The 16,461-nt window shown below is 35.1% G+C and carries 14 protein-coding genes; 12 read left to right on the top strand and 2 right to left on the bottom strand.

The features are described from left to right. Positions 1-24: 24 nt before the first annotated feature. Both IPM71_15805 and IPM71_15800 read right to left on the bottom strand, forming a co-directional pair. Positions 25-960: a carboxypeptidase regulatory-like domain-containing protein gene (locus IPM71_15805; protein QQS51015.1), complete on the bottom strand. Its 936-nt coding sequence runs from the start codon at positions 958-960 to the stop codon at positions 25-27. 970 nt (positions 961-1,930) lie between these two features. Further along, positions 1,931-2,629: a MarR family transcriptional regulator gene (locus IPM71_15800; GenBank protein QQS51014.1), complete on the bottom strand. Its 699-nt coding sequence runs from the start codon at positions 2,627-2,629 to the stop codon at positions 1,931-1,933. A 171-nt stretch (positions 2,630-2,800) separates the two neighbouring features. Between IPM71_15800 and IPM71_15795 the strand changes: the two genes are divergently transcribed. The 12 genes from IPM71_15795 (at position 2,801) to IPM71_15740 (ending at position 15,627) form a co-directional block, all read left to right on the top strand. Next, the gene (locus tag IPM71_15795; protein ID QQS51013.1) at positions 2,801-3,241 is read left to right on the top strand and encodes a GreA/GreB family elongation factor; all 441 of its coding nucleotides are present in this window, start codon (positions 2,801-2,803) and stop codon (positions 3,239-3,241) included. Between the two features lie 106 nt (positions 3,242-3,347). Further along, complete coding sequence (locus IPM71_15790; GenBank protein QQS51012.1) at positions 3,348-3,680, top strand: GreA/GreB family elongation factor; 333 nt, start codon at positions 3,348-3,350, stop codon at positions 3,678-3,680. 15 nt (positions 3,681-3,695) lie between these two features. Beyond that, positions 3,696-3,899, top strand: coding sequence for a winged helix-turn-helix domain-containing protein (locus IPM71_15785; protein QQS51011.1), 204 nt, complete (start codon positions 3,696-3,698; stop codon positions 3,897-3,899). Between the two features lie 98 nt (positions 3,900-3,997). Then, entirely contained in the window at positions 3,998-4,714 is a 717-nt protein-coding gene (locus IPM71_15780; GenBank protein QQS51010.1) for a hypothetical protein, read from the top strand. A gap of 111 nt (positions 4,715-4,825) precedes the next feature. Then, the gene (locus IPM71_15775) at positions 4,826-5,989 is read left to right on the top strand and encodes an SdiA-regulated domain-containing protein (protein QQS51009.1); all 1,164 of its coding nucleotides are present in this window, start codon (positions 4,826-4,828) and stop codon (positions 5,987-5,989) included. A 31-nt stretch (positions 5,990-6,020) separates the two neighbouring features. After that, the gene (locus IPM71_15770) at positions 6,021-7,145 is read left to right on the top strand and encodes a peptidoglycan bridge formation glycyltransferase FemA/FemB family protein (protein ID QQS51008.1); all 1,125 of its coding nucleotides are present in this window, start codon (positions 6,021-6,023) and stop codon (positions 7,143-7,145) included. A 67-nt stretch (positions 7,146-7,212) separates the two neighbouring features. Beyond that, positions 7,213-7,959, top strand: coding sequence for a hypothetical protein (locus IPM71_15765; GenBank protein ID QQS51007.1), 747 nt, complete (start codon positions 7,213-7,215; stop codon positions 7,957-7,959). Positions 7,960-8,826: 867 nt separating this feature from the next. Beyond that, positions 8,827-9,237: a transcriptional repressor gene (locus IPM71_15760; protein ID QQS51006.1), complete on the top strand. Its 411-nt coding sequence runs from the start codon at positions 8,827-8,829 to the stop codon at positions 9,235-9,237. 69 nt (positions 9,238-9,306) lie between these two features. Further along, positions 9,307-11,484: a TonB-dependent receptor gene (locus tag IPM71_15755; GenBank protein ID QQS51005.1), complete on the top strand. Its 2,178-nt coding sequence runs from the start codon at positions 9,307-9,309 to the stop codon at positions 11,482-11,484. Between the two features lie 13 nt (positions 11,485-11,497). Then, positions 11,498-12,295, top strand: coding sequence for a cation transporter (locus tag IPM71_15750; GenBank protein ID QQS52866.1), 798 nt, complete (start codon positions 11,498-11,500; stop codon positions 12,293-12,295). A 638-nt stretch (positions 12,296-12,933) separates the two neighbouring features. Next, on the top strand, positions 12,934-13,497 hold the full coding sequence (locus tag IPM71_15745) for a hypothetical protein (GenBank protein ID QQS51004.1): 564 nt from the start codon (positions 12,934-12,936) through the stop codon (positions 13,495-13,497). Positions 13,498-13,833: 336 nt separating this feature from the next. After that, entirely contained in the window at positions 13,834-15,627 is a 1,794-nt protein-coding gene (locus IPM71_15740; GenBank protein ID QQS51003.1) for a leucine-rich repeat domain-containing protein, read from the top strand. Positions 15,628-16,461: the final 834 nt, after the last annotated feature.

Genomic DNA, 16,461 nt, shown 5'->3' with positions numbered 1-16,461 from the left:
CCCTGATTGCTCAGGGTTCTTTTTTTATGCTTTATCAAGTTTAATATCTAATACACTCATTTCCCCATCACTCACATTCACCGTAACTGTTTGTTCCTTATATCCCGGTTTACTGATAACAACCTGATAGGAGCCTTCGGCAAGCGTTTTAATCATAAAACCACCTTTGTCGGCAGTTTTTTTGGTTATTTCGCCATTACCGTTTGTCGCTTTAAGTTTTGCAGTTGTTCCATTTGTTGCAAACTTTAAAGTTGCAGATTTCAAAGGTTCACCAGTTGAAGCATCGGTAACAATACCTTTTACCGAAACACTACCGCCGCCAGTCAATACAAGTTTTCTGGCTGCTTTGTAGCCATTATAAAAATTAACTTGTGTAAGTCTAATAATTTCAACCGCAGTATCAATGTTTTCCAAAGCTGTATCAGCAGTTTTAAAGAGCGCAGCAAGCTGGCTGGTTGATTGTTTTTTCTCTGTAATCCCTAATCTTGGTTTAGGTATGGCAGTATTAAACGCATTTATAGCGTTTAATAAAGTCGTTTGGGTTGCAGCAGTAATCCCGTAAGTTGCCAACGAAGCAACGATTGGTTGAGCACGGTCATAAATGCCCTGTGCAGCATCACGCAAATTTGTGTCTGCACGCCGTTTCAGGTCGCTTTCGCTATAATTTACTTCACTCAAAAGTGTTTGATTGTTAGTAAACTTAGCGTAAGCCGTAAGTTTACGGGAAGCATCGGCAACAAGGGTTACAAGTGTTTGTTTCAATTGACTTTTACTTCCTGCAATACCTGTTTTGTCAAAGTTCTGTTGTTCACCGCTTGCCTGAATTTGGGTAATCGCATTCTGAAAAGCAGTTTGGTTCGCAGCAAAGTTAGGGAGCGGGGTTAAGATAGTTGCATTGGTGGTCATATAATCACGAACCACTAAATACATACTGAGTTTGCTTTCTTGATAATTGTTCATACTTTTTAAATTTTTAAGGGTTGGACAATGTGGATTAAGTATCTAAATAATTGAACTATCAAAATAACGATGAACAAGTTATAAAAATTATGCAACACCATCAAAATTATTTTGCAAGGCATTTAATCTGCTATGTTTGTCATTAAAATCGCCATGATTTCAATTAAAACCCTTATGATTATCATCAATCGTGTTATGATTGCCATTAAAACCTAATCTATCGTCATCAATCGCTCTATGATAACCATTAAAACCCGTTCGAGTGGCATTAAAATGTCTTCGCTCTAAATCAAATGCCTTTCGCTTTGGATTAAAACCCGTTCGCCCTTCATTGATACTTTTGCGATAAAGATTAAAATATAAAAAAGGACAATTCATCGGCACGCCAACGCTCCCGTCCCTTCGCTGTAAGGCACATTTGCAGCCCCCACAAGCCGACCCTGCAATCCAAAGGCTGCAAAAGAGCCTTCCAGCCCATCCCGCCCCAACGCACCTTGAAACGGAAGTGCTTCGATTGAAAAGATTGTTTATATTTGACTGATAATAAACGAAAGACAAAAAAGGCCAGGCGCTAACAAGCGGTCATAAAACATTGGGGGTTAAGTGGTTATTCAAACGTTCTGCCTCGCATCAAGGTTCGTAACGGGTGATACAGACGCAGCTCCGAAAACCCCAACGTTTCATACCGCCGACCGTTAGCAACAAGCCTAAAAAAACGCTTCGACGACAATTATCGACTGATTTGAAAGAGAAATAAAAAAGGATTTCCGCATCTGGAAACCCCTACACATGGATTTTAATTTTTTTGCCCACGCTCTTTGCGCCTTTAAGGGCGCATTAGGATACGCACCTATCAATAGCCCACGCACATTGCAGCACATTTGCAAACCCGCACGAGCCAACGCTCAACCCAAAGGTTTGCAAAAGAGCTGCAATCTACCACCGCACCAGTGCCGACATTTAAATTGTGCTATCTGTATAAATGTTTTAAAGAATCCATTAAATTCATTAATTCAGCAGGTGTTTTATCATTGTGTGTTTGATAAATACCGGAATGAAATTCGTTTATTTCTTCAAAAACAGATAAAGTTTTTTTCCATTTATTCGTGCTGATACAAGCTAAAAACATTTGAATTTCGTCCGAAATCTTTCTTCCAGATAATTCAAGGACTTTTTTCCCTTCATTTGTAATTACTAATAATTTTGCTCTTTTGTCTGCTTCATCAGGCATTTCTTCAAGTAACCCATTATTAACTAATCGTTTTATGGTATCCATTCCCGTAGTGTAATCAACCAGATGGGTGTTAATTAATTCCGTTTTCTTTGCCTCTCTCCTTTTACTTACCGTATATAAAAAAAGATATTCCAATCGGTTATTTATAGGTAGGTCACTAAAAAATTTTTTGATGTAAAAATCATGAAGTCTTGATATTCTTGAAGTATATTCTAAAAACCTGATGGGCTCATCCAATTTTTTAAATAACATCTCTTTCTCAGGTTCTTCATTTTTAACTCTCCTTTTGGTCAGTTTTAAGTTTAATTCAGGTTTTTCTTTTAACCTTAATGTCAGCCATTCAGCAAACTCAAGTAATTCTTGTTGGTCTGTTTCTTCTTCATAAGCTTCCCAAAGCTCTATCAACCTCTTAATTGAATTGTACTTGTTCCCCATTTTTTTATTCTAAAAAAGTTTTTTACCTTTGCATCGAATCCGATACAAATATAAATCGAAACCGTTTTATTTATGTGTCGGATTTAAGTTTTTATATATACACAAACATACATTAAAATAAAGTTTTTACCGAAAATTAAACCATTCGGCACAATTGAAAGGGCAAGTATTATGGCAAAAAAAGGAAATATTACTGAAAGTGTTACTACAATTACAGTAACACAGTTGGATTTTTTAAGGTTAACTAAACTTATTCAAACTTTACGTGATAATAAAAGTGTTGACCCTGAATATTTAAAATTTCTTGGTATTGAATTGCAAAAAGCCTTAAAAATAGATTCAAAGCTTATAACTCCTGATTTTGTGACGATGAATTCAGTAATGAATGTAGTTTTTTTAGATACTGGTAAAACTATGGAATTGCGTTTAGTATATCCTCAAAGTGCCAATTTCTCAAAAGGTCTAATTTCTGTTCTTTCGCCTTTGGGCTGTGCTTTATTGGGCTATAAGGCCGGAGACGAGGTTACATTTAAAGCTCCTAAAGGCGAGCAAAAAGTAATGATTGAAAAAGTGATTTATCAACCGGAGGCTAATGGAGAGGATTTGTTATAGAATGTTGCAATTCTTGAAAACACTAATTTATCTCATATACAGGTTTAAATTATTTTTCAGACCAAGAAGAATTGTATCAGAGACTGACTATAAGAACATGAATATTATGTTTAAATATTTCGAAAAAAAATACCCTTATAGTACGAATCTTTCTTTTTTACTCTTCAAAGCTGAGATAGGAAGGGCTAAGAAAATACAGACTTGTGATATGCCGGATGATATTGTAAAAATGGATTCTGTTGTAACTTTTAAAAATATGCAAACAGACAAGAACTTAACTATCCAGTTAGTTTTTCCCAACGGTGAGCAGTTAAATACCTTAAAGTTATCGGTGTTTTCAGCCGTTGGTATGGCCTTATTCGCACAAAAATCAGGAAGAACGGTGTCCTGTTTTGAAGCTAAAAGAAAGATTCATTTAAAAATACTAAGTATTGTTTAACTAAATTCAAGTATCATGGAAAAAGAAAAAATTGGAACTGATGCCGGAAATATTTGGCAAATCCTTAACGAAAAAGGAAACGTTAAGATAATTGATTTAAAAAAAACTACTAAAATGGATATTAAGGATATATATCTTGCTTTAGGTTGGCTCGCAAGAGAAAACAAAATACAATTCTTCGAAATGGAAAAAGAATTAGCTGTATGTATTATCAGTTGATAAATTTGGGTTTAGGTTATTGGTTAATGCAAAAGCCGGAAGCCTCTTCCGGCTTTTTTAAAAATTCAAGAGGATATTAAATTTAAAAACAAGTAATTATGGATATTGATTGGAGTGTTAATGATGCGGATTTAAAAAAGATTACTGATTTTGTAAACCAGCAATCAAATGAGCATGTGGCAAACCGTATTGCCAGAAATATTAATTCTCAGGGTTTGCTTATTAACCGTGATACAATACTTCATGCTCTTTTGTACAGCATGTTATTGCCCAATCAGAAACATAGTTCAGATTCGCCAATTACATCTTTTTTTCAAAAAAGCCCGTCACCCTTTCTGTATATAACAATAATAAATGTGCCGGATGTTAAAAAATATGTTTTTGATACAATGAAAAAGCATGGTGTAATTTTGGACATAAATAAATCGCCCGAATACTTTGCCCATAATTTTCATTTGCTCGAATCTGCAAATTGGGCATTATTAGATATACTTATTAAAAAGTTGTGTCAAAAGGGAGGCAAACAGGCTGAAAGAGAAATTGCTGATTACGTTGATACTATGTTTAAAGGATTTGGAGCTATTGAAGCCCGCATTTTTCTTCAATATCTTGGCTTAACAAAATACGAAATACCAATTGATTCCGTTGTTTCTGATTGGCTAAATAACTTTGGGTTCCCGGTTAAATTATCTACAACAGCCCTTCAGGACAGGAACTACTATAATTTTGTTTCCGATGGTATTCATTTATTATGCAAAAAGGCAAATGTATATCCTTGTGTTTTAGAAGCTGCTATTCATTCAAATAATATTTAATAAGCAATAATAATCATGAAAAACCTCCTGTTAATAACAGCAAGTTTGGCTTTTTTTTGTCAGTGTCATTCACAAACTAACAACCAGCCCGTTGCAGTTTCGAAAGATTATATGAAAATTATTAGTCAACAATGCGCTAGACCCGACATTATTGAAGTGGAATCTACACCTGATGGATACGTAGAAATTGAATATTTCTGCGATGGCAAACGATATGAAATTGGCATAAAAGACAATACCCTGTTATTTAGCGAGCATGCCATGAAACAGGAAGAAATTCCATTGGACAAAATAAACCGCAAGCTCGAAAAAAAATATCAGGGGTGGACAATAGACGAAGTTGCACAAGTATCTGTAAATGATACAACCTTTATCAAAATAGAAATTTTGAAAGACGGCATTGAGCAAAATGTTTATTTTACCAACGACGGCAAATGGTTTAAAATTAAAGCTATTGATATTACTTCAACATTCGACCCCAAATCAATCGAAAAAAGCACAGTATATCAATCAGCAAAATATAAATTTCACCAGCCAGACAGTACTTATGAAATGCCTGATTTGTTAAAGGAAATTTCGGGTTTGGCGCTTGGAAGCGAAAATAATGTTTATTGCGTTCAGGACGAAATCGGTTCAATATTCGAGTATGAACTAAAAAAACAGGAAATCATCAAGTCGCACCGCTTTACCGATATTGGCGATTTTGAAGATGTTGCTATCAATAAAAACACTTTATATGTTCTCAGGAGTGATGGAAATATTTTTGTTTACGATTTAAAAAATAAAACAAAAACAAGCCAGTCAATGCTTCAAATAAATTCGCTGAATATTGAGGGTATATGCCATAACGGGGGTTACATTTACATTGCCTGTAAAGACGCATTGGTAAACCAACATGAAACAAAACGGATGGTTTACAGGGTAAATGCCAATAAATTAAACAACATAGAACCTTATTTAGAAATAAATGCAGACGATTTATCGAAATTTATAACAAGCAATTATCCCGAAACAGGGATTTCAAACATACACTTTAATCCTTCGGCTATAGCAATACATCCTGTAACAAAAGAAATGTATGTTCTTTCAGCTACCGACAGATTTATTGCTATATATAAAGAAAAACAGCTTAAAAACGTTATCCCATTGGTACCCGAAATTTACTATAAACCCGAAGGGTTGAGTTTTTACGAGAATGGCGATTTGCTTATTTCCTCAGAAGGCGATAAGAAAGGTTTTGTTAAGGGAACAATTAATTTGCTTAAATACAAATAAACATAGCTGCTTTTGAGAAACTATCTACTTTATGTTATCATATTTATACAAAAAAGATATTGCAGAACTCTATAATACGCCAATAGTGCAGCAAACGGCATTCTGGTCATTAGTCAAAAGTAAATTAGGGTTTAGTACGGTTGCTATAAATTTTCATGCCAATAATAGCGATTTATTTTGCAAACACAATTCGGACTTGTTTATCAATTCCGACTTGTTAATTATTGTACAGCAAATAAATAAAAGCGACAGTATTGCGTACGTGCCTTATGGTCCCGAATTAGAACCTGATACAGAATATCAGGGTGCATTTCTCGAAGAATTATCGGAATGTTTACGTTCTTTTTTGCCCAATAATTGTATTCTGATAAGATATGATTTATGTTGGGAATCATATTGGGCAAAAGAGAATCAATTTTATGATTCTGATGGAAACTGGTTGAGAGAGCCAGAAAGGTTCGCACAGGAAATAAGGTTTAACTTCAATACAATTAACAAAAATTTCAGAAAAACACAATCTAACATTCTCCCTTCAAACACAGTTTATCTTAACTTAAAGCCTGGTACTGATGATATTTTAGGGAAAATGAAACCCAAAACACGGTATAACATTCACTTGTCCGACAGAAAAGGGGTAATTGTAAAAGTGGCTGATATGAATAGTATAGATATTTGGTACAATTTATACAAGGAAACAGCCATAAGAAATAAAATTCACCTGAACGATATTAAATATTTCGAGGCATTGCTGAGCGCTAAAGCCGATAATACCAAATCGCCAGCCGAAGTGCAATTGCTAATTGCTGAAATAAGCAACACCCCTCTGGCTTCAATGTTTTTAATCATTTCAGGGCACAGGGGTTCTTATTTATATGGTGCTTCATCAAATGTGAACAGAAACTATATGGCTACTTATGCTTTGCAATGGGAAGCAATGAAAATTGCAAAAGAAAAAGGATGCACAGAATATGACATGTTTGGCATTTCTCCAAATCCCGATATATCCCATCCTTTGTATGGCTTATACAAGTTTAAAACAGGCTTCGGGGGCGATATATTTCACAGCCTTGGTTGTTGGGATTATCCGTTGGACGAAGAGAGATATAACTATTTCAAAACATCAGAGTTAACACTTCAAGGTTTTCATATTCATTAAAACAATATAAATTAATGATTCATCTTTATTTCATACCTATATTACTAATCCTTAAATATTTAAAAAAATGGCAAGTACAACAGAAACCGGACACGCAAAAAATGTAGCAAATTTCGATGATTTAATTTCATTCGTTTCAGGTTACGGAACAGCTTTCAACCCTTCAAAAGCTTCTATCAAATTAACCGCTTTACAAACCCTTTCAACCAGTGCTAAAAATGCAATTAATGCAGTAAACGCTGCACTTCCTGCATACAGCAATGCAGTTGCAGCCCGTGAAGCAGCGTTTGAACCTTTAAACAAACTCATTACACGAGTAAACAATGCCCTCAAAGCAACCGACACCACCGAACAAGTGGACGAGAGTGCAAAAACCTTAGTTCGTAAGATTCAAGGAACAAGGGCAACCGCAAAAAAGACAGATGAAGAAAAAGCAGCCGAAAAAGCAGCAGGTAAAGAAACCAAAGAAATTTCCGCTTCTCAAATGAGTTACGACAGTCGTTTAGATAACTTCGATAAACTCATTAAATTGTTGACCAGTGTTACCCTTTACACACCAAACGAGGCAGATTTAAAAGTAACAGCATTAATAACCCTTTACAACGATTTAAAAGCAAAAAATACAGCCGTTGTGACAGCAACTACACCGTTAAGTAACGCCCGTATTTCTCGCAACGATATTCTCTACAAAGCAAACACAGGCTTGGTTGATATAGCACTCGACACAAAGACTTATATTAAGTCGCTCTATGGTGCAACAAGCCCACAATACAAGCAAGTTTCAAAGTTGGAGTTTAAAGCAGTCAAAGCATAATTGCAAACAGACAACTTCGTTCTTTGAACAACGTACTCACTTTATCAATAAATAAACTGCGGTTGTCGTTATGACAACTGCGGTTTTAAATACACAAACTGATAGTTTCGATAAATTAACTGCGATATTAAAAATATCAACTGAAAGTTTCAAGAAACGAACTGTGGAAACAAATAAGCGGCCTGAAAATACAACAAGCAAACTGATAAGTTCGAGCAAGTCCCCGCACAAGTCCAAGCACATTTGCAATTCGCACAAAACCCACCCGCAGACCAAAAATTGCAAAAGAGCTTGGCCTTTTAGCCCCCCGCAAGGATAGTTTCGTGTAACTTGAAAGGTTTTAAAAGCCCCACGCTAAAAAAATTAAAACCCCCAACGCACCATCCACCTTGATTGAGACACAAATCATCTGGATAGGTTTGCAGATTGAAAAAATGATTTATATTTGACTAAAGATTAAAAAATAAAAAAGGCCAGTTGCTAACAAACAGTATAACCTATGCGGGTTCACGTCAGAAAAAAACAGCTCCCTGCTTTTTTCAAATTTCAGGTTGGCTGGACAATGAAGAACATGAAGTCCGCACAGGCCATACTGTCGAACGTTGGCAACAAGTGTAAAAAGACAGACGACCAGACAGATACGATAACGATAATAAATAACGAAAGAAAGGATTTAGCTTTTTGACAGGTCAGTGCAAATTTGATGGAAATTTATTTTGTTTTTTTCTCCCCTCGCGCAAAGACAAAATGAAACCCAGCCCGCAAACAGCACATTGGCAAACCACACAAGCCGACACACAACCAAAGTTTGCAAAAGAGCTGTTTTTGCCTACACACCTTTAGCATATTCATTGTACATTTGCATTTATGAGTAACGAAATAGATAAAAAATTAATACAAAAAAATATTAAGCCAACAGCTATGCGGGAGTTGGTTTATGAAGTATTAGACAAGAACAAAAAGGCGTTAAGCCTTTACGAAATAGAACAGCAATTCGATAATGTTGAACGTTCTACCATTTTTCGAACCCTTAAAACCTTTCAAGATAAAAATCTAATTCATAGTATTGATGATGGCACAGGAGCCGTTAAATATGCACTTTGCGATGATGATTGCACATGTAATTTAGATGACCTTCACATTCACTTTTTATGCAATAAATGCGGTCAAACCCATTGCCTGAAAAATATGCCTGTACCTCAAATGGATTTGCCCAAAGGCTTCACCTTCGAAAGCGCCAATTTTGTTATTAAGGGAACCTGTCCAAATTGTAAGTAGCATCTTTGCAATACTGTTGCAGAAGTTATTGCCGTAGATTTGCAGTATAAAATTTGTAAATTTAATGCAATGAAATATTTAATCTCAAGCCTACTTATCCTGTTCTCATCAGGGATTATTTTAGCACAGAACTCAGTTAGTTTTAAAGTAAAAGAAGAATCTGGCGAATCGCTGATTGGTGCAAATGTGGTAATTGAAGGGACAACAAATGGTACAATTACAAACACAGATGGTATTGCTAAATTTGAAAACCTACCCAACGGAGAAATCGAGTTCGTTATATCCTTCATAGGGTTCGAAGAAAAAGAAATCAAATTATCATTTCCCGAAAACAACAACAAATCAATTGAAGTTGAATTGGAGGAAGGTGAGGGAGAAGAACTTGAAGAAGTTGTTATTTCAACAACTAGGTCATCACGTACAATTCAGGATATTCCGACACGACTTGAAGCCATAACAGGAGAAGAATTAGGTGAGAAATCAGCAATGAATTCAACCAATATTGGCATGCTGTTACGAGAAACCACGGGGGTTCAAATGCAACAAACCTCGCTAAGTTCAGGGAATATGAGCATTCGCATTCAGGGGTTGGATGGACGTTACACCCAAATATTAAAGGATGGGATGCCTCTGTATGGTGGCTTTGCAGGCGGATTATCTATAATGCAAATACCACCACTCGATTTAAAACAAGTTGAACTTATTAAAGGAAGTAATTCGACCTTATATGGTGGTGGTGCGATTGCAGGTCTTGTAAATCTTGTTACAATCAAGCCACTTGATAAACCAAAGCTGGACATCATGCTAAATCAAACCAGCGCATTAGGAACAACAGGGAATGCTTTCTATGCGCAAAAATATGGTAAAGTAGGACTTTCTGTGTATGGCTCGGCAACTAATCAATTAGCATATGACCCTGATGATGATGGTTTCTCTAATATGCCAAAATCGCAAACTTTCAGTCTAAACCCAAAATTGTATTATTATTTAAATCCGAATACAGAACTAAGCTTAGGTTTAAACACCACCATAGATAACAGGTCTGGTGGAGATATGGAAGTGGTTAAGGGAAAGACCAGTGCAGAACATATTTTTTTAGAAGAAAACAAATCAGAGCGTTATGCTACTCTATTTAATTTCAGTAATACAAAAGACAACCGTACAATTAATTTCAAAAATAGTATTTCATATTTTGATAGAAAACTTTCAATCCCTGATTATGTTTTTGATGGTAATCAGGTTTCCAGTTTTACAGAGGCATTATATAATTTACATAGAAATGAAAAATCGGAATGGCAGTTTGGTATAAATCATTACCTCGAACAATTTACCGAAGAAAACGCCGATTCATTTCCAATTAGAGATTATACTCATAATTCAATTGGTGGGTTTATTCAAAATACATCTGATTTTGGTGAAAAATTTGTTTTAGAAACAGGATTAAGAACCGATTACAATACCGACTATGGAATTTTTGTTCTACCTCGATTTTCGCTTCTATTAAAGGCCAACAATAAACTTAGCTCTCGTATTGGTGGAGCAATGGGCTACAAACTTCCTACTATTTTTACTGAAGATGCAGAAAAACTCTACTTTAGGGGAATTAAACCTTTGTCAACCGACCAAGTAGAAGCTGAAACTTCCTTAGGTGGTAATTTCGATATAAATTATAAAACAACTTTGGGCGATAAAATGACTTTTTCAATTAACCAGCTGTTCTTTATTACTCAGCTTAAAAATGCGCTCGTTTTGAGAGAAGATAACTCGACAAATCTTGCTTTTTACGAAAGTGCTGATGGTAATATTTTAAGTTCTGGTTTTGAAACCAACATCAAGTTATCTTATGACAATTTTAAGCTTTACGTAAACTATGCCTTAATTAAAACCGATTTACAATACGATAATATCAATAACCAAAAACCATTAACCCCAAAACATAATGCTGGTTTTGTGTTATTTTACGAAATTGAAGAAAAGTGGTCAGCAGGATACGAAGTGTATTATACAGGACAACAGTACGATAATTTGTACAATTCAAAAAACGATTTCTGGACTATGGGTATAATGCTAATGCGCCATTGGGAGCGCCTATCGGTATTTGTGAATTTCGAGAATTTTACAAACATAATGCAGTCTGATTATGAACCTTTGGTATTACCACCAACAAATAATCCAACATTTCCTGACATTTGGGCACCGACTGATGGTTTTGTTTTTAACGGAGGCATAAAATTCAGTATATTTTAAAATTGGCGTAATGATTTTAAAATCAACCTACCTGATTTCAAAGATGGATTGCCCATCCGAAGTGAATATGATTCGCATCCAACTGGATGGATTACAAGTCATAAAAAAACTTGAATTCGATATTGAAAACCGTAACCTTACTATATTCCACTTAAAGGAAGATAAAGAGATATTATCTCGTTTGGAGAAATTAAATTTAGGGGCTAAACTAATAGAAATAAGTTCTATTGAAGATAATAAGATAGTGGCAGAAGATTCCAATGTGCAATTAAAGCTACTTTGGTCTGTTTTAATTATCAACTTTGGGTTTTTCATAATTGAAATGACAACAGGACTTATCTCTAAATCAATGGGTTTAGTAGCTGATTCTCTTGATATGTTAGCCGATTCCTTTGTATATGGTTTAAGTCTTTGGGCCGTTGGCTCCACAGCAATGAGAAAAAAGAAAGTAGCCCTATTAAGCGGATATTTCCAACTTACACTAGCGTTATTAGGCATAATTGAATTAACAAGACGTTTTATAAGTTCCGAGACAATGCCTGATTATCGAGTAATGATAGGTGTATCAATATTTGCATTAATAGCTAATGCAATTTGTTTGTATTTACTACAAAAAGTAAAAAGTAAAGAGGCTCATATAAAAGCAAGTATGATTTTCACCTCTAATGATGTGATTATTAATGCAGGTGTAATTATTGCAGGTGTTCTGGTACTATTCACCCAATCAAAATATCCAGATTTGATTGTAGGAACCATTGTCTTTTTGATTGTAATTAGAGGTGCTGTTAAAATACTGAATTTAGGTAAATAAAGAAAAGTTTTTATCAATTGCCACCCCACAGTCGTAAGCACATTTTCAAGCCCGCACAAGCCACCGCTAAAACCAAAGGCTTGCAAAAGAGCTTCCGCCTCTCCAGCCCGAGTAACCGCCTTTCAGGACGGTTTTAGGATTGCCCACGCTCAAAAAAACAAAATAAATTTGTACTTTGCGTATAGATTTTTGAAGATTGTTAATGAGAATATAATAAAGTTAAATAACTGACTAACAGTTTGAAATGAATGAACACCAGTTGCCAACACACAATATAGCCAATAAGGGTTTCAGAGGTATGCGAAGGGTTGTAGCCCGCTTCAACTTTGTATGTACCTTGATAGGAAAACGCCCGCAATCCCTTACTGGCCATATTGTCAAACGTTGGCTGTAATACAATCGCAGCAGGAACATTCAGATTATGCCATAAATATTAGGGGAGACGAAATTTGAGATTGTCATTTAAGAAAACTAGATTATGAGAAATTATATTTTACTACTTGGATTGATAATTTCAATCAATTTATTTGGACAAGAACTGACCAAAAAGAAAAGAAATATATTCCAGAGGATTTTAGTGAATCATTAGAGCAGTTAGATAAAATTATTCCTGATTCTTCAAAAATCTGATAAAAACTATGACTGAAAATGATTTTATTGCTCAAACGCATCTTACCATTGGAATGTGGATTAGGAATTATTGGTTATACAACAGATATTTACTTGGATTAATTGTTACAAAGTCAGATTTAAGAAAGGATTTAGCAGCAAAAGGATTATTTCATAACGATGATATGTCTGGAGTTATTTTACGCTCCTATTATAGAAAATTAAACGGATTGGATATTAATCTTGAACAACAGATTAAAGATATTCATCAATGGTATGTAAATATGAATAATCCTGAATGGAGAGCGGAACAAGATTCAATTGCTTGGGTAAATCATATGAGTAAGTTTAATATTGGAGACACTATTGCTCAACACATTTATTACGAAAGAAACTGGCTTGGAGAACCAAGAAAAGACAACGTAATACTTGCTGAGATTACTGATAAGAATGAAAAGCAGATAAAAATAGAGATTGTTTCATTCGGAGAAGAAACCGAAAAACAACTTGTTTACGAAGAAATTGAATGCGATTCGACTGACTGTTGGATTTCACCTTATTTCTGGAAAAATATAAATGACTTTGAAGATTAAAGAAGTACTACAGCCAACACAGTATATACAAAATAGGCGCAATAGTAGTAAATTCAAAGGTTGTAGCCCGCTTCAAAATTGTTACGGTTTGATAGGTTTGAAGCCCGCAACCGCCTACTTTGCATATACTAAACGTTAGCAACAAGCTTATTTCAATCCAAAAACTTAAATAAACCAAAAGAAAGAGAGCCATCTCACAAAAGCAAAAGTTTGGCAGCCCGTCCTTGCAGGCATCGCTTCGCTGCCAAACACTTGCTTTTTATACGTCCTTCTCTTAATAATATGTTATGCATAAAACAACTTAGATATAATTATAACTACTTAAAATTTAACAACATGAAAAGAATTATTGTTTTTCTAGTTTTTTCTATGTTCGCTTTAAAATTTGTTTATTCTCAGGACTTTATTTCTGATGGTATTGCTTATCAGATAATTTCTTCGTCAGAACCCTATTCAGTTTCTGTAACAAGCAAAGAACCTAAATATGAAGGTGTAATTTTAATTCCTGATACAGTAACTTATAATGCAGTTAAATACATTGTAAAATATATTGGAGTTTCGGCATTTTCAGGATGTGGTATTACAGAAGTAACCTTGCCAGTAACAATAAAGATAATTGCACCTGAAGCATTCCAAGGGTGTGAATTTTTAAATTCTATTAATATACCTGATTCAGTAACAACAATTGGTTATTCTGCTTTTGCAGGATGTTCAAGTTTGACGGAAATAATAATTCCGAATTCAGTAAAGTTTATTGAGCAAGGTGCATTCTCAGGTTGTTTGAATTTAATTAACCTCCAACTAGGAAATTCTTTATCTACTATTGGTAAATATGCATTCTTTGATTGTAAAAATCTAACTTCAGTTTTCATTCCAGCATCAGTTTCAAATATTGAAGGAGGTCCATTTGGACGATGTACAAATCTTAGTGATATTATCGTTTCTATAGACAATCCTCATTATAAATCGGAAGATGGGTTATTATACTACGAAAATTTTGAACTAATTCAGTGCCCAGCTGCAAAAACATCCATTAATATAGTAAACACGATACGCCTAATAGGTTGTGGAGCTTTTGCAGGTTGTTCTAATCTAGCGAGTATTATTTTACCAGATTCAGTTTATCAAATTGGTGATGACGCTTTTAATTATTGTACGGCACTAAAGTCAATTGTATTACGAGACTCAGTTTCATATATTGGCTCGGGTGCTTTTAATGGATGTAGCGGACTAATTTCTATTTCATCCTATGCAATAAATCCTCCAAGTTTAGGAACTTGGGTATTCAATGATGTACCCAAAGATATTCCTATATGTGTTCCAAATGAGAGTAAAGAAAAATATTTGGTTGCAGAACAATGGAATGAATTTAATATTCTTGCTAAACCTGATGTAGCAGGTTTAATTACTGGTGAAACTTCTGTTTGTGCTGGGCAAAATAATGTTGTCTATAGTGTTGAAAATATTGATAATGCCATTTCTTATATATGGAATCTACCAGCAGGAGTGAATGGAGAAAGTTTTACAAATACAATTAATGTCGACTATAGTTTAAGTGCTGAAAGTGGAGAAATTTCTGTCAAAGGAATAAATGATTGTGGTGAAGGTGAACTTTCGACTCTTATCATTACTGTAAATGAAAAACCTGAAACTCCTGTTATAACATTTAATCAAGAAACAAATACTTTGCATTCAAATGCACCTGCTGGCAATCAGTGGTATAATCAGTTTGGAGTTATTCCAGGCGAAACAAATCAGGAATTTCTTGTTTTACAAAGTGGTGAATACTATTCGATAGTTACTTTGTTTAATTGTAGTTCAGATACTTCTTACAAAATAGACATTTCTATTACTAGTATTGAAGAACATGTGCATTCTATAAAACCTTATATTTTCCCTAATCCAACTAAAGATAAGCTGTCCATAATAATGGATAGTGAAAAATATGGCAACGATATTTATTTTATTGAGTTTGTAAATTCCTCTGGTACAACCATATTAAGAGAATTAATTTTAGATAATAATTTAGAATTTGAATTGGAAGAGCTTTGTTCAAAAGGAATATGTTTTATTCGAATATTAAGTAGCGCGAATGATATATTATATACTGGAAAAATAATAATTGAATAATAATTATACTTACGACATTTGATGATTGTAGGTAGGAGCTAGCCAACGCGCCCATCCCTTCGCATGAAGGCACATTGCGTTTTTCCTCTCGCACGCGAGTCATCACGCGCATAAAAAAACGCAAAGAGCCTTCCTGCCCGTCCCGCGCAAACACACAAATGAGCGATGGCACTTCGAAGCATTGTTTTAAAAGCAAAAAATTATAACATGCCAAAAAACATTGTTACGCCAGTTGCTAACACATGGTCTGCGAGCATGCGGGCCTTGGTGGGTGGGCAACGTAGGTGTCTCGTAAATGTAACTCATTGTAAACTGATAGGTTATCGCCCCGCACACCACGCACGACTCGCAACCATCAACCGTTACAGCCAAGTGTCACCTGCCAATTTTAAGGTCATTTTACGGATAGTGCATCTAAGTTAGCTCCGGTTTGATCACACATTTTGCATGCCCCAGTCCCACCGCTTCATTTAATTGGAATGCTATTTTAACGGCTTGCAAAGTGTCACAAAACTTGGGTAAAGTTCAAAAACCAGTTCCAAAACCATGAGTAAGCTTTGGCTCTTTTGGCAATAAAGCCTTTTGTCTGCTGAATAATAACCATTTACTCAGCCTCTGAGCCAATGGTTTGGCTAATGGTTTTTGAAACAACTTTTCCGCCACTTTGCTTTGCACCCTGACAAGTCCTGCAGCTATTAAATGCCCGGCAGATAGATGAGATAGCAATTAAATCCGGTTCCGGGGGCAAAATGATGTTCCAAACCTTGTGCGCCCATATAGGTTTGCGCTTTTAACACGCCGCCACCAGGCTATAACAGCCAATATAAGCAAGCT

Source organism: Bacteroidota bacterium (genome assembly GCA_016699695.1).
GTDB lineage: Bacteria > Bacteroidota > Bacteroidia > Bacteroidales > UBA10428 > UBA10428.
This window is presented reverse-complemented; position numbering and strand designations above follow the sequence as displayed.